We start from the raw sequence: 18,494 nt of genomic DNA, 5'->3' as shown, positions 1-18,494 counted from the left end.
CGCTGCCCGTAGCCGGCCGCCGGTGTGGTGTTCGGGAGGACCATGGGTTGACACTATCGAACAGGTGTTCGAGTGTCAATGTCAGGTGCTCACAGGAACGGCCGCACCTCGACCCTGCGGTTGCAGGCCCTCGAGCCCTCGGCGGCGAGCTTCAGCGCCTCGTCGAGGTCGGCCGCCTCCATGACCCAGAACCCGGCGAGATACTCCTTCGACTCCACGAAGGGTCCGTCGGTGATCAGCGCCTCGTCGCCGCGGTTGTCGATGACGGTGGCCGAGCTGGGCGCCCCGAGGCCGCCGGCGAAGACCCAGTGGCCATCCGCCTGGATCCGTTCGTTGAACGCGTGGATCGCCGTCATCTCGTCCGGGGTGGCCGAGCCGGTCCTGTCGTCGATCACGGAAACCAGGTACTGCATCGCGGGTCATCTCCTGTGGTGACGGGGCTCGCCCCTCGTGGGCGGCCGTGATCGGGCTCGTCGAAACGTCAGCCGGTTGCGTACCGCGGGCGTCCGGCCGGGCGGTAGACCTGGAGGATGATGCCCTTGGGGAAGGCGCGGGCCTCGACCAGGTCGAGTGCGACGTCCGGGCCGGCGTCGGGGAACAGCCGCGTGCCCTGGCCGACGACCACCGGGACGACGAGCAGATTCAGCTCGTCGACGAGGCCGTTCTCGAGCAGCCACCGCGTCAGGACGCCGCTGCCGTGCACCTGCAGCTCCCCTCCCGGCCTGGCCTTCAGCTCCCGGACGGCCGCCGCGACGTCACCGGACAGGACGGTCGTGTCCGCCCAGCCCGGGTCGGTGAGCGTGGACGATGCGACGTACTTGGGCCGGGCGCCCAAGGCACGCCCGATCGCGGCATGAGCCATCTCGTCGATCGTGCCCCACGTGGCGGCGAAGAACTCGTAGGTCCACCGGCCGAACAGGAACGCGTCGGCTCGCTGATAGACCTGATCGACGTACGCCGCCGACTCGTCGTCGAAGTGCGCCATGGCCCACCCGTCGCGCTCGAATCCGGCCTGGCGGTCCGGCTCCGAGGGGCCGTTGCCCTGCATCACTCCGTCGACGGTGACCTGGGTGGTGATCGTCAGTCTCATGATCGGGGTTCCTCTCCACGTGGCGCCCCTCGCGGGCGGCCGCTCACCCCATCCACGAACACGACCACCCCGATCCGACACCGCGGTCACAGGCCGAGCACCGGCCGGCACTCCGCCACCCCGGTGAGCTCGATGTCGCCGCGCCGCGTCCAGCGCTCGCGGGTGAGCCGCCAGCGCCGCGGCATCGCGGCGTCCCCGCGGCGGGTGGCCCAGTCGGTGCCGTTCGGCTCGTAGCCCAGGCGTTCGGACACCCGGTTCGACGCGAGGTTGTCGACGAACGCGTCACTCGCCGCCTCGCGGGCGCCCAGGCCGTCGAACGCGAGGTGCAGGACGGCGGCGCGCATCTCCGCGACGACTCCGGGCTCACCCTGGAGCGACCGGCCCGATGCCACGGAGCCAGCGCCACTCGCGGCTGGGGCTCTCGTCGTAGAGCGACATCGGGTCGTCGAACGGCAGCGGCCCGGATCCGACGACGCCGGCGCGCACGACCGGCAGCAGCTGGAGCAGCCGGTCGTCCGTCGCGGCGGCGAGCGTCAGCCGGGGCGTGCGTACCTCGAGTCCGAGCGGCGGGTAGACGCGCGTCATGACGGCGCAATCTACGGGCGCGAGCCACGCCGCGCAGCTGAGTGTCCGCCGCCTCAGTCAAGCGGCGCGGGCCACTCGTGCGCCGGCAGCAGCTCGCGCAGTGGCGCCGCGCGGTCGCGGCCCAGCACGACCCGGGTGTCGAGGTTGTCCGGGTGCAGCTGGCGGATGAACTCGCGGCACCGGCCGCACGGCGGCACCACGAACAGGGTGCCGTGCTCGTCGCGCCACACCGCGACGATGGCCGCGATGCGCTCCTCGCCGCCGGTCACCATAGCGGCGATCGCGCTGTGCTCGGCGCAGAAGCCGGTGCCGCACGGGGTGTCGATGCACACCCCGTGGTACGCGTGGCCGCGATCGGTGACCAGCGTCGACGCGACGTCGCCGATCAGGCGGTCGTCGAGGCGACGGGGGTGGAGGTAGGTGGCAGCCGAGGCGATCAGGTCGTCGTCGTTCATCGTTGCTCCCGGATGCTGGTGACCTGCTCGATCAGGGCGGCGGCGAGGTCGGGCAGTACCCCGGTCTCGCCCGCGACCCAGCGCTTGGCCACCAGGTTCGCCGGATACAGCAGGACGTCGCCCGGCTGCCCGTGCAGCGCGAGCTCGGTGCCGTGCTCGTCGCTGGCGACCACCCAGGCCAGCCCGGCGCGCCGCCGGACGTGCTCGCCGAACCCGACTCCCAGCCGGTTGATCAGCTCGTTCGGGTCGGGCCGCTCCTCGGGCGGCACCGACGTCCAACCGCGCAGCGCCGCGTCGTAGGCCGCGCCCAGCGCGACGATGTCGCCGTCGGCGCGGCCGAGCAGGGCCAGCCGCTCGGCCACCCACGCCCGCTCCGCGTCGTCGAGTTCTGTGATCGTCGGCATCACCGCAGCCTAGCCAGCGGGACCGACGGCGGAAGCGGAAGCTCGTCTCCGGCCGTTCACCGCTGCCGACCTCACGTGATCGAGTGGCCCGACGATGAGGACGATGACCTGATCGCGGCGTGAAGCGAGCCCCTGACGCACGAAGGGGACCGGCTCTCGCCGATCCCCGTTCGCTCCCTGGCGGCCCGGTGGTGAGCTTGGGTGTTCCTCCCAAGTGCTGAGGGCACCGAGTGAACCGCTGGTAACCCGACGCGTGCTGCTACGCCTCCGCGTCGGGGCTTCCTTCGTTGGGCGAACACCTGGTAGCCCCGCCTCCAGACGGCGGCCGGGATGGCCTCCTGCAGGGCCACCTGGCGGGCCAGGTGGTCGAGCCTGGCCACGATCAGGCCCTCCGCGCGTTGGCATCGGCCCACGACGTGACGTCTCAGCGCTGGGCGTCGAGGCCGTAGCCGTCGCGTTCGCCCGTTCTACTCACCCGCAGGCACGCCATGAGCCTCTTGAGGCCACCTCGGCAAGCTGCGCCAACTGATCTGCGGTGGCCCTGGCCAGCTCCCTTCGTGAGCTATCGAGGGGCCGGAAGCGGAGGCTTGTCTCCGGCCGTTCACCGCCTTGTCCTAACGTGAGCCCATGACTTCTACCCCCATGAAGTTCGGACTCTTCGTCCCGCAGGGCTGGCGGCTCGACCTCGTCGACATCGATCCCAAGAGTCATTGGGAGACGATGCTGCGCGTTGCCAAGCACGCCGACGCGGGGCCGTGGGAGTCGATCTGGGTCTAGAGTAGCGGAGTTCCCACAGAGCGTCTATCTTCGAGGGCATGACCATCCGGGCATGCCTGCGCATCTCCGTCGATGCTGCCGAGTCCCAGAGTCTTGACCAGCAAAAGCACCTGATTACCCGCTGGGCCGACTACAAGCACCCCGGCGTCCCGATCGAGTGGTACGTCGATCCGGGGGTGAGCGGCAGGAAGCCGCTCGCGGAGCGCCCCGAGGGATCGCGACTGCTGGCCGACCTGACGGCCGGCGATGTTCTAGCCGTCACCAAGATTGACCGGCTTGCCCGGAACGTCGCTGATCTTCTCTCCACCCTGAAGACCTGCGAGTCCGTAGGAGCGACCTTCTCAGCCACAGAGCAAGATGTCTCGACCGAAGGTGCCTACGGCCGGTTCATCGTCACTCTGCTGGGTGCCCTGGCCGAGCTGGAGGCGGGCATCGTTCGTGAGCGCGTCCTAGCGGCTCGCGCTCAGTTTCAGCGAGATGGCCGGTACGGCGTTGGGCTCCTGCCCTACGGCTTCCACGCGGTGAAGGATCAGGACCGCGGTTGGCTGGTGGTTCGGCCCATTCAGGAGGTGGGTCCGTGCGCTCGATGCCGCGATGAGGTCGATGAGCCCCTCCTGCACGATGCCGAGGGAGACAAGCTGCGGGAGGCGGCGCTTAACGTCCTCTACGGCGCCACGCAGACAAGCCAGGCCGGAGCCCTCGGGCTGCCCGAGGCGACGTTCCGCAAGCTGTTGAGCAACCCGCGGCTGTACGGCCAGACGCCCGGCGAGGGCGGTCAGCTCGACAAGAGCGCCGGCATACTCTCTATGAACGAGTGGCAGCAGCTCCAGAAGAAGCTAGGCGGCCCGCGGGCATGGTCGAAGGCCCCCGGCTATGGACCGGTGATGCACTGCTATCAGTGCGAGAGGCGGATGTACCTCGATATCGCAGGTGACCGCTACCGCTGTGACATGAAGCACCCTGGACGGCCGACCATCGGCCGCAATGTCGCAGACGACCACATCGAGAGCTACTTCCTCCAGTACTACGGTGACGCGCCTGTAGTGCGCGTTCGCGAGAACGACGACGGTGAACGGCTGGAGCGACTGGCCGAACTCGCGATAGCCATTGATCAAGTTGCGACGCGCCTCCGAGACGCGGACGACGATGTCGAGCTGATCGCCGAACTTCGCGAGCTGAAGCAGCAGCGCAAGGCGATCCTCGCTGAGCCGGTGAACGACGCTGTCGCCTATGAGCAGACTGGCCAGACCTTGCGAGAGCTGTGGGCTCGCGAGGACAACGATCAGGCACGAGTGTTCCTGCTGAAGCAGTTCCTCAAGTTCACCGTCCACCCGGCCAGCCGGCCCGAGGGGCGCATAGACGTTGAGGAGTTCGGGCGGAGTCCCGAGGACGGCGGGACGGTCTACGTCCTGGCTCCAGGCAGTCAGACTCCCCAGGAGTAGCTCACCGTCAACTCACATGTGAGACCCTTTGACGCAAAGTCACAGGGCGAAGAGACGTGAGCGTGTGTGAGTGATCGGCCGATCAACGATGCTTCCGAGGGACTGAGCGAGCTACGGGACTCTGACGTGCCCGAAGCGGCCGACATCGTGTCGACCTCCCAGCGAGACCACATCGAGGCTGTTCGCCGGCTCGTGGACCAGGCCCGGCGGCATGTCGACGCGCGCACGCTCCGCGACCTTGAGACTCATCAGCGAGCGATAGAGGCTGAGGCACGGTCCATCGGTGACGAGGTGAGCGCCGTTGCCTCTGGGGTCCTCAACGAGCTGAGGGACGTCACACGACACCAGGACATCGAAGCGGCGAATATTGCCGCCGTCTTGATTCAGCGCCCAAACCCGCCAGCCGCCCAAACAGCACCCAAGCGGCCCGAGATCCACGTGTCCAGCACGGACCCAAGCTACGCCAAGCTCCTGGGGAACCCGCCTCCGATGACGGACATCGTCGTCGACAAGGCCGCCCGGTACAGCACCGATGAGCACGGAAGGGTGATCCGCGCTGAGGCGACCCTCCCCACGGGGCCGCCTGGACGACGGAAGCGATACTCCCAGAGTTCACTCAAGGGCAAGCGACGCGGCGACGATGCGGGACACCTGATTGCTGACATCTTCGGCGGCATCGGAGACAGGCTGAACCTGGTACCCATGGGCCGCACCGTCAACAGGTCGGAATATGCGGCTCTGGAGATCCAGTGGCGCAAAGCCATTGCGTTGGAGAAGTCCGTGGACTTCGAGGTTGAGCTTCAGTATGACGACGACGGCAGACGACCATCGTGGTTGTCTGTAACGTACAAGATCGAAGGTGAGCAGTCCCAGACCGTGGACATCGAGAACCTCCCAGAGGAGACACCGTGAGCATCCCAGACCCGGCGCTACTGCAGACCATCGGCCAAGCCATGGTCTCTGCCGCGCCTGCTGGCTGGCAGAGCCTCACGCTGCTGGTGTCTGCCGCCGCGCGGCTGACCAACACGAAGCTCCTGCCTGAGATGCAGGCCAGTGACGCACCCCCGGACGTCCTGATCGACTTCGAGGGAAGGCGAGCAGCGTCCGACCTCCGCAAAGCCATGTACCAAGAGGGCAAGGGCACCTGGTACAACGCGAGCATCACCGTGAGCCAGGATGGCAAGGTCACGGCCGACTTCGACTATGACAACCCGCCTCTCGGCGGGCTGGCCGACGAGAGCAACCCCGACTCTGAGGGCTGGGCTACAGAGGATTTGCTACTTGACGACCAGAAGCAGTTTCCGCGCGACCCGGAGCATCTGCCACCCTGGCACCCAGCAACTCTGTAGGGGCGGGCAGCGCCTTGTCATCCAGCGGCGATGATGTTGAGGGCAGTACTCAATAGAACGCCGAAGAAGAGCAGCATCCAGCCGACTAATTGCAGCCTCAGTCCATCAATCGCCACGTTGGATGCCTGCTCTTCTAGCTCCCGCGTGCGTCGCTCTAACTCGCGCTCCAAACGCTCTCCGAGCAACTCGCGATTGCGGCTCTCAGCGGTCAAGGTGTCCTCTTGCTGGCTGACGCGCCGGTTCAGTTCGTTGATCTGCCTCACGGCAGCGGCGACGAACGCATCCGGGTCAGACAGATCCGGCAGCGTCAGGTGGTCAACGACGGGGTCGGCCACTGTGCCGTACGCCGACCCCCAGTTCGAGGGAAGCTTGCGCGGCGCGGGACGTACCGGCTGCCGCAGAAGCTTCACCTTGAGCCAGGTACCGGCGCGTACGGCACGGCGACGACCACCATCAACGTAGGACTGCAGTACGCGGACGAACGAACCCTCACGGTGCTGACGCCACGTCTGGCGGAACCCACGGAGGGCGCAAGCAAAACCCGCAACCTCGACTAGACCGGCGAAGAAGAACCACCAGGCAAGATCCACGCTGCAGACGATACCGGTTGCCCAGGACGCTTTGACCTACGGACCACTCTGGGTTCTTGCCTGACGCGCAGCCCTCCGGGCCGCAAGTCGGGCAGGAGCCTGATAGACCTCCTCCAGGACTTCTGTCATCAGCTCCAGGACTTCATCAGTTTCTTCGGCTGTGATGCTCGCGATAAAGTCCCCGTGCGCCGTCTCGTTACCTATGAAGCGGATTTCGTGGGCAGCATCCTTGACGAGATCTCGAACAAGACCCTTGGCGAACATCTCATCGATCTTCGCTTTCAGGTTGCCGGTCACGATTCCCTTATCCTTGGCTGTCGCCTCGATAACCGAACGAGCCAAGAGTACCGCTGCGCGACACGCATTTATGCTCCGGCACTCGTGCGCCTCGGTGGCTGCATCCGCGATATGCGCCGGAACATCATCATATTCTCGGCCCGTCGCATGAATCGGCTGCCATACAACGTCGGCATCGGCAGCGTCCAGCAGGGTTGCAGCCACTGATGCGCTAGTAGGCGGCGCATCATACTTAAAGAGGATTCCAATACTCAATGTTGCGCACTCATCGCACTGAAAGGCGGCCATCCAAGGGCGGCCGGAATTTCGGCGGCGCGTTGCGCTACCCCAGAGAGTGAAGTGTGATTTCACACCACAGTGCCAGCAGACTCTGTTCGCCACGGCTTCGGAGCGTAGTGCATTGCAGCCCCTTGCGCACGCGACGAGGTTGCCCCGGTGGAGCGCAACACCTATAGCCAGTCCTGCTTGCCCAGCCAGGTTCGCACGGTGTTCCGGTTGACCCCCGCGAGGCGGGAAGCCTCGCTCTCGTTGATGTCACCAGACCTGATGAGCCTCACTGTGGCCGCCGCGAGTCGTTCTGTGACCTCAGATCGCGCTTGTGTGAGCGCATCTCGCTCGGCGGCCAATCGGCGCATCTCAGCTAGCTGACCATCCTTGCCTGCTGCCACGTTCCTCATCCTCTCGCAGAACAGACCCCGGCAGCAGCCGGGGTCTGTATGGGTTGCGGTCCTCTCGGTACGGTGGCGAGAGGACCGGGCAGCTATCCCCTGCCCGGTCCGTCATTCGTTCAGCGAGCAAGCTGGGTGCTCACCTGGTCGAGGCGCGACAGGAACTGATCGAAGCTCATGCGCACACGGGGGCGCTCGGGCTCCCACAGGGAGTCGTCCTCAAGCTCGGAGTGATCCTCGTCGTACAGGTCCGTGATGTTGATGCTCATTGCTCTGCCCTCCAGTGTTCACTGTAATGATCCTGTCCGGCTCTAGACAAACACAGGATCGCATATCTGTCTAGTACTAGATGCCAACTGGCACGAAACGCACTCTAATCATGCAGTGCAAGGGGTCGACATATGGGGGAGCGTTGCTCCGCACCCCCCTGAACGCCCGCAGTAGGCCCCAGATCAGCGTTAGACCTGCTCCTACTTCCATGCCATTGGCGGCCAATGCGGGCCGCGCAACAATAGGCGATCAACGCCCTGACCTGCGATGGTACCGATCCTAGGCGTTCCGTCCCAGGCTCTTGCCCTGGTCACTCGTTCGCGCTGCCCTTATAGGGACTCATGGCCCCTTGGGCAGGACCTTTCGGGCGTGAGACCACCTGAGCTTGACCCCCCGTTGCTTAAGCGGGGCCGCGGGCTCTGATACTGACTACGCTCACAATTGTCCGTTAAAGTCCGCCGCTGGACGAGGGCCGCTGAGTTTAACCCCCACCATCAACAGGCCCCTGAATTTGGGGTGCAAACTGGTAGTAGTCGTTCTTGGGCCTCCAGATCTCATTTCGACCCTCGAAGAGATAGCTACGTGACCGCTGACAGTGGGGTCGCTCGCACGAGCGAGCACTGACCGCTGACACGTCTCTTTGAGGGTTCCGGCCGCGCCCGCTGGCGGGCGGCGCGGCCTTGCGGCGAGGAGAGAACTCCTAGGGAACGACTACCAGGCGGCCCGGCCGCGAAGCCGGGCCGCTACAGACTCCAGACCTCCGCCTTCGACCCTTCGCCGCAGCCGAAGGCGTGCCCTGGAGGCACGCCGCAGGCAACCAGTGAGCGAAGTGGCAGCGGGCACGCGAGCAGGCTTCGCCTGGACCGCGAGCGCAGGTCACTTGGCACGTCTGTGTCTTAGTACTGGTGATGGACCCGTGTCCATCACTGATGAGGCTTAGGCGTCTTTGCAGGTCGATTCCAGGATACGCATTCATGACTTTCCCTAGCATGCCCCTAGTAGTTACATCCTGATATCCTTAGTACTGGTGATGGACACGGGTCCATCGCTAAAGGGCTCCGGACGGAGCAGACTCCCGCATCAGAGCTATGCGGCCCTGCCCTGTCCGGACTTAAGGGGGTGAGGCATTAGCTCGATGGATGGCGATGGACACGTGTCCATCACCGAGGGTTCCTGCCTTCGATGTGCCCTGGGCCAGAAGCACTACATTCATGGTGGCGCCTCGCTGGCGCCCACTTCATATGTCGCGCTCTATGCCGGCCGGTGCTCGAAGTGCGATGGCGAGATCTCCGCTGGCGATCTGGTAACGCGGGCGGGTGGATGGGTTCACGCCTACGACTGTCTTAGTAATGGTGATGGACACGGGTCCATCACTGAAGAGCCGTGGGTTCGCGAGGTCATCTCATCTCCCGAGTACCTGGAATACGAGCGGCTATTTCGCAGAGGTCGGCTGGTAGGCGATGGCCTATACGACTGAGTCCCTGCTCGACATCATGGAGCCGGCTAGCTTCGCTGAGCGATGGCGTCTGGAGGTCATCTCCTCAAGGCGCCTGTCCGGAGAGGTAAAGGTTGTTCTCCTGCTGCTCTACGAGGCGATGTCCGATGAGGGCACGGTTTCAGTTTCAGAGGAAGACCTCGTGACAATTCTTCGGCGGAATCGGTCGAAGGTCGTCACGTCAATATCGAAGGCAGTTAAGGCGGGCTACCTAGTTCGTGTGGTCAAGGGCCAGGCGTGGAAGCGGGCCGTCTACCAGGCGGCCATACCGGAGGAGGACGGTAGGTGAACGGAGCACAGAGGCGGAAGGCTCGACGGCTGCAGATAGACGATGGGCTCTGGACCCCCTACCGCCTGATGTACGGGGACCGCGAGACGGCCAGCCAGGCCGGCGCTTTCGATTGGGGTGATTGGCGCTCTGAGCAGGCTCTGGTGGCAGCTTGATCCGCCAGCTTGTGCGCCTGCTCGACCCGGCGAACTCGTCTGAGCACTGGCGGGAGCGCTGGGCCGCCCGAGGGGTCATCGTTCCTGGCGACTGGCCGTTGATGGTTGATAAGGCGTTCCGCCAGGCCCGTCAGACGTGGCCTGACGAGATCGATGAGACAGACTCGCGTATCAGAGAGGTTCTGTTCCTCAAGGTTGCGCAGTGGCACCGTTTCGGCTGCCCTGGCTGCGATGTCTGCCCGACTCCGCGCCCCACACCGCTGGGGGTCGGCGGTCTGGTCGCCTGGATGCGCCAGCGCGCGACAGACGCCTGGCGAAAAGAGAGAGCCCAAGGTTCGCTCTTCGCCCTGGTGACCGGCGAAGACGGAGAGCCCGTTGAAGATCTGGAGTCCGCCATCGCGCGCTATGCCGGTGACCTCGCCACGATCACCAACGATGGATACGCCGCGATGCCCGAAGGCGATCGCTGCGCGTCCTACATCTATGGATGCGAGGTCGCGGCCAGGGAGCGTGCTCTCGCGACCGTGGATCGGTTCGAGCGAGCCGTCTTTGAGTTTCTGGGCGCTGGTTACACGGTGGCCGAAGTTCATGCGCTGCTCCCCGAGCCCAAACCAACGCTCGCGGCGCTCAGGCAGCGAGTAACCCGAGCCCGTAAGCGGGCTCGTTCCGCTGCCGTCTTCGAGCCCATGGTTCACGGCTCCTGGCCGGCGCCCGCGGTTCAAGGGAACGTGCTCGAAGGATACCCGGATTCCGACTGTTCGATTCTGGACGGCGTTCGCTCTGAAGAATTCCCAGAATCTTCTAGCGAGATGTCGAATATCGCAGCCTAGGGCACGTACGTATTAGTGAGTGGGGAAGTTCCGCGGCTCTCCCTGCCGCGTTGAGCTTCCCCACTCTCATTGACCCACCTTCGATCGATCGGCCCGAAGGTGAGTAGAAGATTCCGACAGTAGGAGCTTGTCGCCATTCCTCCGTGGCTTGGCATTGGCCTGCGATCAACAGACAGGAGAAGACCTGTGAATCATGATGAGAAACGCGAGCCGGCGGAAGGACTGGCGTCAGCGAATCGTGGAGAGCGGGTAACCCCGGCAAGCGTTGAGGAGTACGCCGAGAGCGTTTACGACGCCATGCCGGTTCACGAGGGCGAAAACACGATCGAGTGGAATGACCCTCGCGCCGCTCGTTTCCGCCGAGCGGTGGCCGCCGAGGCAAGCAAGAAGGGCAGAGCCAAGCGCCGTGCCCGCGAAGCCGAAGCGCAGGTGGAAGCCCTGACGCAAGAGATCGAGCGCATGAAGGCTAGCGAGGCCAAAGCAATCGACGATGTCTATCGGCTCGTCTCAGGCCTGGTCTCAGAGCGCGAAGCGCTCAAGGAGCGGTTCCGTGAAGTTTATGCGGCGCTGCAAGAACTGAAGTTTCGAGAGTCCGCCGCATCCAGCGATGGAACCACTCTCATGCAGGACTCCGAGAGGCCCGTCGAGTTGTCGGGTGCTCCGGGCCTCTCGGCTTAACCCGATCCAACCCGATTAACCCGAAAGGAAAGCATGACCAACTCTTTCGAAGAGCTGTACGGCGAACAGTCCGCCGGCTACAAGGCGACCAACTTTGAGCGATCACAGGCTGCGGCGATTCTCGCCAAACAGCAGGAGATCGAAGACCTGAAGGCTCAGCTCGCGTCCCCCGAACGCAACGTCGTTGAGCAGCGGCCAGCCGTGCCTCCGGCGATCCCGGCCAGGCTACCCCTGGATGATTCCGAACTCGACAACATGATGAGCTACGACCAGGTGATCGGCATTGTCCAGGCAGCCACCGGACGGGTGCTGTCTGGGGACCAGCAGCCGGCCGCGCCCTCCCGGCGTTCAGCCGAGGAGATCGAGGCTGACCTAGCCGCCGCAACGACCCCTGACGAAGCGATCGCCGCTGTTCTGGGTGGGCGGCGCTAGTAATGGCTTCCCAGCAGACATACTCCGTAATCCTTCGCAGCAATGGTCGTGGTGAGCCGCGGCTCCGCGTTGTCGGCGGCTTTGCCACAGAGAAGGAGGCTCAGGACTGGGCCAGGCTCACGGCCCCTCAGGGTGGCTCCAGGGGCCTTCGTGATTCTGCGAGCCTCATCGACGGCGGGGACGTGCTAGCCGTAGCAATACTGACTTTCACCGAGGAGAACAAGGCTCGCGGCATCGATAACTGGGACGAGCTTTATCGCGAGGATCTTGAGCAGCAGGCCGAGAGCGCACGTCTCCAGGAAGAGGCGCGGGAGGCCAAGGTTGCCAAGCAGCGCGAGGCCGAGCGAAAGGCCGCCATCGACGCCAAGGCACTAGAGCTGGAGGCAGCCGCCGTGGCCGCTCGTAAGGCCGATTTCCTGAAGCAGGCAGAAGTAGAAATCGACAAGGTGACTGGATGAGGCAGCCAGATCAGCTCCCGGTGAACCCGGCCAAGATTGAGGCCGGCCGCCAGAAGCTCATCGAGCGCAACACAGCTGTACAGGCCAAGCGCGAGCAGGAGGCTCTTCAGCAGCGAATCGACCAGCGAGTCGACGAGATCCTGCGTGATACCCAGGTGGACGCCCGCTCTGCTGCCCTCGCAGCCGCTGAGGCTGAGCTGACCGGGGAGTAGTCGTGCCTGAACTCGTAATGGGTGCCATGGGTCGGCTTGTAGAGCCTCCTGCGGCGCCACCCCAAATGATTCCTAAGGTTGAGGCTGACGCCGCCATCGTGGCGGCCTACTCCGAGGGATGGAAGGCCGCGCTTGATGCGACTCTTGAGGCGATCGATCGCTGCGACACGCGGCAGCAGATCCTCCAGGAGATCGACACGCTAGGGCTGGTCTCATGACCGAGTTCGACTGGTACTTTCTTCGACTCTGGCTGGAGCGGAAGTTCGAGGAGTGGCTACAGCTCCCCGAGAGTCAGCCGCCGCCCGGTGCCGACCTGACCTACTCAGACATCCTCGACTAACAACAACTGAGGCGCCCTCTTCGGAGGGCGCCTCTTTCTATACTCAAGGAAAAGCATTGGCCAGAAAGTACAGTGCGTGGTGGGCAGAGCGAATGGGCTTCGCAGCGGCGGCCACCACATCCTCAGTCTCGCCGCGACCGGACTTCGGCCTTGCGCTGGACGCCAGCATGGCCCCGCTCTCGCCGTCGCAGTACGAGGCGATGGTCAACGCCCTCCAGGCGATGAGCGACCAGCAGGAGGAGCGCGCTCGCGCCATCGAGTTCGAGCAGCAGCTTGCGGAGGAGTCGCCCGACCAGGGCGGCGGTGGCTTCCTGGGCATGGTCTCCCGCGGGCTCGACGCTCTAGGGGACGCGGACGTTCCGGTTGCCAGCAACGCGGCACGAGTCATCAAGGGCGCCGCGGGTGGCGCCCAGACTGTTGCGGAGCGCGGTGGCGATGTTGTCGGAGCCCTTCGCGGCGCTGCCCGCAAGCAGGACGAGCTTCTGTTCGGTGACGAACGCGCCGAAGACATGGAGGCCGATCGGGAGGTAGCCCGCGGCCTCGTCGGGGACGCGCTCGACACGGTCACGCAGACCACCGATGACGTTCTCGCCGCGCCGGCCCAGGCCATCAACATCGCCGCCGCCGAGGACTCCTGGGGGAGCCTCTTCCGCGGTTCCACGTGGGCTGACGCCTGGGAGCGGGCCAACCACTCCACCGCCGGCCAGGCCTGGACCGAGTCCGGGTTCATCGCCTTCACCGACATGACGGCGGACGAGTTCGACAACTACTACGACCGCGGCTTCGACGAATACGGTCGGCCCAACGACGCCGCGTATGCGGCACTTCGGGCCAGTGACCCGGTCTACAACATCAGCTCCGGGACGCTGGACTTCCTCAAGACCTGGTTTGCCGATCCCCTGGTGATCGGCGGTAAGGCTGTGAGCGTCACTCGCGCCCTCCAGCGCGGGGACCTTGCTGTTCTCGGTCAGCGCAACGCGGCTCGCGTGCGCCAGGTCGTTACGGCCAACGACGAACAACTCGCGCGGCTCAACATTCGTCCATGGGACATCGCCGGGCGCAACGCCGAACGTCTGCGATCGCGGATGGTGTCACTGCGGGACCAGGTGCGTCGTGGTGAGAAGGATGTCGTCGATCTGGTCGAGTCGGAGTTCGCCTTCGCCGACGCGCCCGATGCCGCCGGCCTGTTCGCGGATGTCTCTCGCCTTCGCAAGCGCGATCCTGAGACGTTCGATGAGCTGGACGAGTACGACGACAACAACTTCTTCATGTCGGTGGGCGCCATGCTCGGAAACGGGGCCGCCTTGGAGCGCTTGGCGTCGGACCCGACCACGCGCCATCTGTCCGACACGATCAACGCGATGCGCGACACAACGGTGCCGGCTCTCGATGACGCCGTGCTCAAGTCAGAGCTGGCGCTCGAAGATACGCTCACTGATCCCAGCCTCACCGGGTACCAGCGGTACGAGCGCTCGATGCTTGCCCGACAGGACATGCAGGCCGCCATGGGTGAGGCTGAGCTGGCTCGGGCGCAGCTCCAGAGCTATGAGTCCTACGAGCGATTCAGGGGCTCTCTGGCGTCTCGTGCAACCAGTGGCGTCCGCGCCGTTCCTGGCGCCGGTCAGGGATTCTCTCAGAGCCTCCCCGAGGCGGTTACCCACGTCTACCGGCCGTCCGGCGCTTCTGGCGTTGCTGAGGCTTACACCAAGTACCCGCGGGCGGCCTTTCGTCAGCGCCCCGGCGTAGCCGACCTATCCCAGCCTGACTCCCTGTACCGATCCGCCAGCCGGTACTTCGACAGCATGGCCGCCTACGGCGGACAGGGTGTTCCTGACCCCGAGGTGTTCGACGAGGCCCGTCGACTCATCCTCACTCGTGCCTCTGCCGCGTCCACGGACGTGGAGCGGCGAGCGGTCGCCGGTCAGATGGAAGATCTCGGCGTTGAGGTCATCGCTCGGAAGCACGGCATCACGGCTGACCTCGCTCGGGAGATCGCAGCCAGCGTCCGCGGACAGCGAGAGGCGCTGTTCCGCGACATCATCAAGAACCACAAGGAAAGTTCGGCCTACTCCACGGCCGGCGAGGATGGCCGGTCGATCTCGGCTATCAGCTTCAAGGATGGCGATGGCGTACGCACCATCGAACTTCCGCTCACGGTGACCGAGCTTCAGAACTACTACATCCCCGTGGATCTCCGCGCCTTGGACTCCCTTTTGGAGCGGCACGGCTCGGGCATCAAGGCGCTTGCCGGCGCGACCACGGACGAGGTCTCGAAGTACCTCAGCATGTTCCAGAACTACTGGAAGCCGAGCGTTCTTTTCCGCCTTGGCTACCCGATCCGGACACTGAGCGACGAGACGGCGCGGGTCGTTGCCGTCACAGGCAGCTTCACGCACATGCTTGGGCAGCTTCCCCAGGCCCTCGCCGTTGGCGCTGCCAACATGGTCCCCCGCACGGTCAACCTCGTTGGCGCTCCGTTCCGGGCAGCCAGCCGGAAGCGTTGGGCGGACCGGAACCCCGAGGTCGTCAAGGGTGACTCGTCGTTCTCGATGATCGACCCTGCTCGACGGCAAGTGATCGAGAGCAAGACTCAGGACGCCGATCACCTCGTGCAGCGGCGCCTAGCGGCTCTCGCGGACGGCCGACCGGCGCCGAAGGCGTCGGGCATTGTGGCCAAGTTCGACGGCCAACTGAAGGCGAGCCCTGCTGGCTTCGCCGTGGACGTCGCTACCGGTAAGAAGGTCAACGCCAAGACTCCGGTCGTCGACCTCGGTCTAGACCGAGCTGAAGACTTCGCGGAGCTGACCGGCGAGGTTCTGGCGTCCTACGCGTACCGCAACGCGGATCGGCTGTCGCACCCTGACGGAGTGCTCACCGTGGCCAAGACCGACGACGGCTGGCACGTCTCCATCGGTCGGAAGGGCGCCGGGTATAAGAAGCTTGAGACCATCAAGCAGCCCGCCCTTGTGCGCCGCGTGCGAATCGGGGGTGAGGAGTTCGGTGCGCCGGCTGAGCCGGGCCAGGGTGACATCTACGAAGCCTTGATGTCCTCGGACAGCTACCACCGCTCCATGGCCACGAGCTACGAGCGCAACGTTGGTCTGTTCCGGTCGGAGATGATGCGAGCCGGCCGAACCGTCATTGGTGAGGCCGGCCATGCCGAGCTATGGGCCAAGATCATCCGTGATCAGCTCGTTCCCGACCCGGTCGTTCGGCGGGTCCTCGACGACGGCACCGACAGCACCGTCGCTTGGCTCAAGCAGACACCTGAAGGCCGCGCGATCGCTCTACGCATCCCGTTCCGGTCGCACGACCCGATCAAGTGGACCGACAAGCTTCAGCAGCACATCGACGCCTTCCTGCCTGACGAAGTGCTTCGGGCGAAGGTTCGCGCCAACGAGGAGATCACTGCCGAGGAGCTTCAGGCGCGGATCAATCGCAATGACGCCAACGTTCCTCAGGCGATCGATGAAGCGTCTGTTCAGTTCGAGCGTGGTGAGGGCCTGTTGGCCCGCGCCATGGGCAAGTTCGTTGATACCGGCTACAAGGTTCTCGGCACCCTGCCGACAGACACCCTGATCCGGCAGCCGTTCTTCCGTACCAACTACAAGAACAGGCTCCGCGGCCTGGTCGACACCCTCGAAGACGGCCAGGAGATCACTGCTGAAGGCCGCAAGCTGATGGAGACTCAGGCCCGGAACTTCGCCCTCAAGGAGACGCGCCGGTATCTGTTCAGCCTCGCTGATGAGACAGATCTGACGCACACGCTCCGGTTCCTGTCGCCCTTTATGGGTGCCTGGCAGGAGACCATGGTCAAGTGGTCGACGATCATCATGGAGCGACCTGAGAGCCTTGCTCGTTTGTGGGTCAACGGCTGGCAAGATCTCGACGAACTCTGGTTCCTGGAGATGGTCGACGAGAACGGTCTTCCGGCAGACGATCCGGAGCACGGTGAACTGACCCACATCCGCATGCCCTGGGTTGACGATGGGCTTCGGTTCTTCGATCAGTTCCTTCCTGGCGACCAGTCCGCAGCCGCGGAGATCTTCCAGGATGCGAAGATCGACAAGAACAACTTGAACACCGTTATCCAGGGCTCTCCGTGGTGGCTGCCCAGTGGTGGCCCGCTGGTGCAGTTCCCCGCGAAGGCGCTCCTGGGTGATCGTCCCGACCTCGCGGACGAGGGCGGCGTCCAGAGCTTCATCTACAAGTACCTGTTCCCCACTGGCGTGCCTGAGTGGGTGGACTCGGTCCTTCCAGCCGGCTGGCAGCAGCAAGCACTTCGGTACGTCCAGGGCGAAGACGATCCGGTCTTCCAGACCCTCGCTGCCAACGTCTACAAGCAGGACATTTACAACTGGATCGCAGAGGGCAGGGTCGGCCCCGAGCCGACCCCTAGCCAGTCGCGAGAGAAGGCCGAAGCCGCCCAGGCGTTTATGATCGCTGGCCGCTTCATCTCGCCGGCCTCGTTCACCATGGAGACCGAAGGCCAGTTCTTCATCGATGCGGCAAACCGCATCCAGGCCGAGGAAGGCGATACGAGGGCTGCGGCTGCTCGGTTCATTGCTGAGTACGGGGATGACGCGTGGCTCTGGTGGACCTCGAACAGCAAGAGCCGTACGGGGGTTCCGGCCACATCGGACGCCTTCGAGCAGCAGCAGGAGTACGCCAAGCTCATTGAGGACTTCCCGGAGCTGGGACTGGCGATCGTTGGCATGGACACCCAGAAGGGTCCGTTCAACTACGACGTACACCAGTGGCAGCGCAAGCAGGGTGACCGCATCGCCTTCACGCCGGACGAGTCCCTTGCTCGTGCCGAGTCTGAAGAAGGTTGGCGTCGCTGGAACCAGCTCTCCACAGAGGTGGATACCGAACTGGCCGCCCGAGGCCTCACGAACGAGCAGCAGGCCGGCGCCGAGGATCTGGCGATCACCAAGCGCTACTACCGCGACCAGCTCAGCGTGGAGCTGCCAGGCTGGGCGGAATCAAGCTCGAAGATCGACACGGACAAGTCCTACGACCTCCTCCGGTCGTTCATCGCTGCCATCGAGGGTGGTAACGCCCCCGACCCTCGTTACCGACCTGACTGGCGCGGTATTCACGAGTTCCTGGAGATCAACCGTCAGTTCGGCGCGGAGCTTGACTCTCGCGCCCTTCAGGGCGGCTCTCGGAACATCGAAGCTGAAGAGAACACTGATGTGCACCACGCTTACGCCATAACCGTCGGCGAACTCGTGCTCAGCAATCCGATGTTCGCTGAGCTGTACCACCGCTTCTTCGAGAGCCACTCCCTGACGAACGGCTCTGCCGGCCTCTGGCCGTAAGCCATCAACCACTCAACAACAGAAGGCCCGGCGCTCGCCAAGGCACCGGGCCTTCTCCATGTCCACACCCGAAATCGAGCCCTTCTGATGTATGTCCAATACTGCGAATTTCACGAGTCCCGCAAGTGCAAGCCGGCCCGGTGCGAACATGTCCGGCTGTACCACTGGCTTCCCCGCCCTGAGCACGCACTCGTATGTCAGGCGCCGTTCTGTGGCGTGGCGTTCACTGCCTCCCGATCCGACGCCAAGTACCACTCCGACCGCTGCCGTCAGTACGCCCGACGCCACCCGGTCGGTGTCACAGATAAGGCCGTATAGGTGCCGTTCTGGCACTGACCCCAGGGGCGGCTTCCC

General features: G+C 64.7%; 21 protein-coding genes and 1 pseudogene. 13 read left to right on the top strand and 9 right to left on the bottom strand.

All coding sequences use genetic code 11. The annotated features are described in order from the left end of the window. Positions 1 to 89: 89 nt before the first annotated feature. The 6 genes from DZA62_RS01170 to DZA62_RS01150 all read right to left on the bottom strand — a co-directional run bounded on the left by DZA62_RS01170 (position 90) and on the right by DZA62_RS01150 (position 2,534). A complete protein-coding gene (locus DZA62_RS01170; protein WP_116946956.1) occupies positions 90 to 413 on the bottom strand; it encodes a YciI family protein in 324 nt (107 codons plus the stop codon). 68 nt (positions 414 to 481) lie between these two features. Continuing rightward, entirely contained in the window at positions 482 to 1,090 is a 609-nt protein-coding gene (locus DZA62_RS01165; RefSeq protein ID WP_116946955.1) for a dihydrofolate reductase family protein, read from the bottom strand. A gap of 86 nt (positions 1,091 to 1,176) precedes the next feature. Continuing rightward, the gene (locus DZA62_RS36175; protein ID WP_198663301.1) at positions 1,177 to 1,434 is read right to left on the bottom strand and encodes a GNAT family N-acetyltransferase; all 258 of its coding nucleotides are present in this window, start codon (positions 1,432 to 1,434) and stop codon (positions 1,177 to 1,179) included. 19 nt (positions 1,435 to 1,453) lie between these two features. Beyond that, a complete protein-coding gene (locus tag DZA62_RS36170; RefSeq protein WP_198663300.1) occupies positions 1,454 to 1,675 on the bottom strand; it encodes a hypothetical protein in 222 nt (73 codons plus the stop codon). A 53-nt stretch (positions 1,676 to 1,728) separates the two neighbouring features. After that, positions 1,729 to 2,130, bottom strand: a complete 402-nt coding sequence (locus tag DZA62_RS01155; protein ID WP_116946954.1) for a cytidine deaminase family protein — start codon at positions 2,128 to 2,130, stop codon at positions 1,729 to 1,731. Beyond that, positions 2,127 to 2,534: a DUF3806 domain-containing protein gene (locus tag DZA62_RS01150; RefSeq protein ID WP_116946953.1), complete on the bottom strand. Its 408-nt coding sequence runs from the start codon at positions 2,532 to 2,534 to the stop codon at positions 2,127 to 2,129. The genes DZA62_RS01155 and DZA62_RS01150 overlap by 4 nt, the downstream gene beginning before the upstream one ends. A gap of 642 nt (positions 2,535 to 3,176) precedes the next feature. On the opposite strand from DZA62_RS01150, the pseudogene DZA62_RS01145 reads away from it, so the two are divergent. From DZA62_RS01145 to DZA62_RS01130, 4 genes and pseudogenes are all read left to right on the top strand, one after another. Next, positions 3,177 to 3,308 (top strand): annotated as a pseudogene (locus DZA62_RS01145) (LLM class F420-dependent oxidoreductase); the annotation flags it as partial. A 41-nt stretch (positions 3,309 to 3,349) separates the two neighbouring features. Then, positions 3,350 to 4,753 (top strand): recombinase family protein, encoded by a 1,404-nt coding sequence (locus tag DZA62_RS01140; RefSeq protein ID WP_116946952.1) that lies wholly within the window; start codon positions 3,350 to 3,352, stop codon positions 4,751 to 4,753. 66 nt (positions 4,754 to 4,819) lie between these two features. Next, entirely contained in the window at positions 4,820 to 5,665 is an 846-nt protein-coding gene (locus DZA62_RS01135) for a DNA/RNA non-specific endonuclease (RefSeq protein WP_116946951.1), read from the top strand. Next, on the top strand, positions 5,662 to 6,102 hold the full coding sequence (locus DZA62_RS01130) for an antitoxin YezG family protein (protein ID WP_116946950.1): 441 nt from the start codon (positions 5,662 to 5,664) through the stop codon (positions 6,100 to 6,102). The genes DZA62_RS01135 and DZA62_RS01130 overlap by 4 nt, the downstream gene beginning before the upstream one ends. 17 nt (positions 6,103 to 6,119) lie before the next feature. Here the strand turns inward: DZA62_RS01130 and DZA62_RS35415 are convergent, their stop codons facing one another. The 3 genes from DZA62_RS35415 to DZA62_RS35410 all read right to left on the bottom strand — a co-directional run bounded on the left by DZA62_RS35415 (position 6,120) and on the right by DZA62_RS35410 (position 7,926). Beyond that, a complete protein-coding gene (locus tag DZA62_RS35415; RefSeq protein ID WP_157987398.1) occupies positions 6,120 to 6,692 on the bottom strand; it encodes a hypothetical protein in 573 nt (190 codons plus the stop codon). A gap of 36 nt (positions 6,693 to 6,728) precedes the next feature. Further along, positions 6,729 to 7,193 (bottom strand): DUF4145 domain-containing protein, encoded by a 465-nt coding sequence (locus DZA62_RS01120; protein WP_198663298.1) that lies wholly within the window; start codon positions 7,191 to 7,193, stop codon positions 6,729 to 6,731. 583 nt (positions 7,194 to 7,776) lie between these two features. Next, entirely contained in the window at positions 7,777 to 7,926 is a 150-nt protein-coding gene (locus DZA62_RS35410; protein WP_157987397.1) for a hypothetical protein, read from the bottom strand. A gap of 1,461 nt (positions 7,927 to 9,387) precedes the next feature. Between DZA62_RS35410 and DZA62_RS01115 the strand changes: the two genes are divergently transcribed. The 9 genes from DZA62_RS01115 (at position 9,388) to DZA62_RS01085 (ending at position 18,140) form a co-directional block, all read left to right on the top strand. Beyond that, the gene (locus tag DZA62_RS01115; protein WP_116946947.1) at positions 9,388 to 9,711 is read left to right on the top strand and encodes a hypothetical protein; all 324 of its coding nucleotides are present in this window, start codon (positions 9,388 to 9,390) and stop codon (positions 9,709 to 9,711) included. A gap of 151 nt (positions 9,712 to 9,862) precedes the next feature. Then, the gene (locus DZA62_RS01110) at positions 9,863 to 10,696 is read left to right on the top strand and encodes a hypothetical protein (RefSeq protein WP_157987396.1); all 834 of its coding nucleotides are present in this window, start codon (positions 9,863 to 9,865) and stop codon (positions 10,694 to 10,696) included. Positions 10,697 to 10,882: 186 nt separating this feature from the next. Further along, the gene (locus DZA62_RS35405; RefSeq protein ID WP_157987395.1) at positions 10,883 to 11,374 is read left to right on the top strand and encodes a hypothetical protein; all 492 of its coding nucleotides are present in this window, start codon (positions 10,883 to 10,885) and stop codon (positions 11,372 to 11,374) included. 33 nt (positions 11,375 to 11,407) lie between these two features. Continuing rightward, the gene (locus tag DZA62_RS01100) at positions 11,408 to 11,806 is read left to right on the top strand and encodes a hypothetical protein (protein WP_116946944.1); all 399 of its coding nucleotides are present in this window, start codon (positions 11,408 to 11,410) and stop codon (positions 11,804 to 11,806) included. 2 nt (positions 11,807 to 11,808) lie between these two features. After that, a complete protein-coding gene (locus tag DZA62_RS01095; protein WP_116946943.1) occupies positions 11,809 to 12,264 on the top strand; it encodes a hypothetical protein in 456 nt (151 codons plus the stop codon). Further along, positions 12,261 to 12,476: a hypothetical protein gene (locus tag DZA62_RS01090; protein ID WP_116946942.1), complete on the top strand. Its 216-nt coding sequence runs from the start codon at positions 12,261 to 12,263 to the stop codon at positions 12,474 to 12,476. Before DZA62_RS01095 ends, DZA62_RS01090 begins: the two co-directional genes overlap by 4 nt. Positions 12,477 to 12,478: 2 nt before the next feature. Beyond that, complete coding sequence (locus DZA62_RS35400) at positions 12,479 to 12,694, top strand: hypothetical protein (RefSeq protein ID WP_157987394.1); 216 nt, start codon at positions 12,479 to 12,481, stop codon at positions 12,692 to 12,694. Beyond that, positions 12,691 to 12,816 carry a hypothetical protein gene (locus tag DZA62_RS37125; protein WP_269813831.1) on the top strand — a complete coding sequence of 42 codons (126 nt, stop codon included), beginning with the start codon at positions 12,691 to 12,693 and terminating at the stop codon, positions 12,814 to 12,816. The genes DZA62_RS35400 and DZA62_RS37125 overlap by 4 nt, the downstream gene beginning before the upstream one ends. Positions 12,817 to 12,908: 92 nt before the next feature. After that, positions 12,909 to 18,140 carry a hypothetical protein gene (locus DZA62_RS01085; protein WP_116946941.1) on the top strand — a complete coding sequence of 1,744 codons (5,232 nt, stop codon included), beginning with the start codon at positions 12,909 to 12,911 and terminating at the stop codon, positions 18,138 to 18,140. Positions 18,141 to 18,494 lie beyond the last annotated feature (354 nt).

This window comes from Jiangella endophytica (assembly GCF_003427025.1).
GTDB classification, from domain to species: Bacteria; Actinomycetota; Actinomycetes; order Jiangellales; family Jiangellaceae; genus Jiangella; species Jiangella endophytica.
This window is presented reverse-complemented; position numbering and strand designations above follow the sequence as displayed.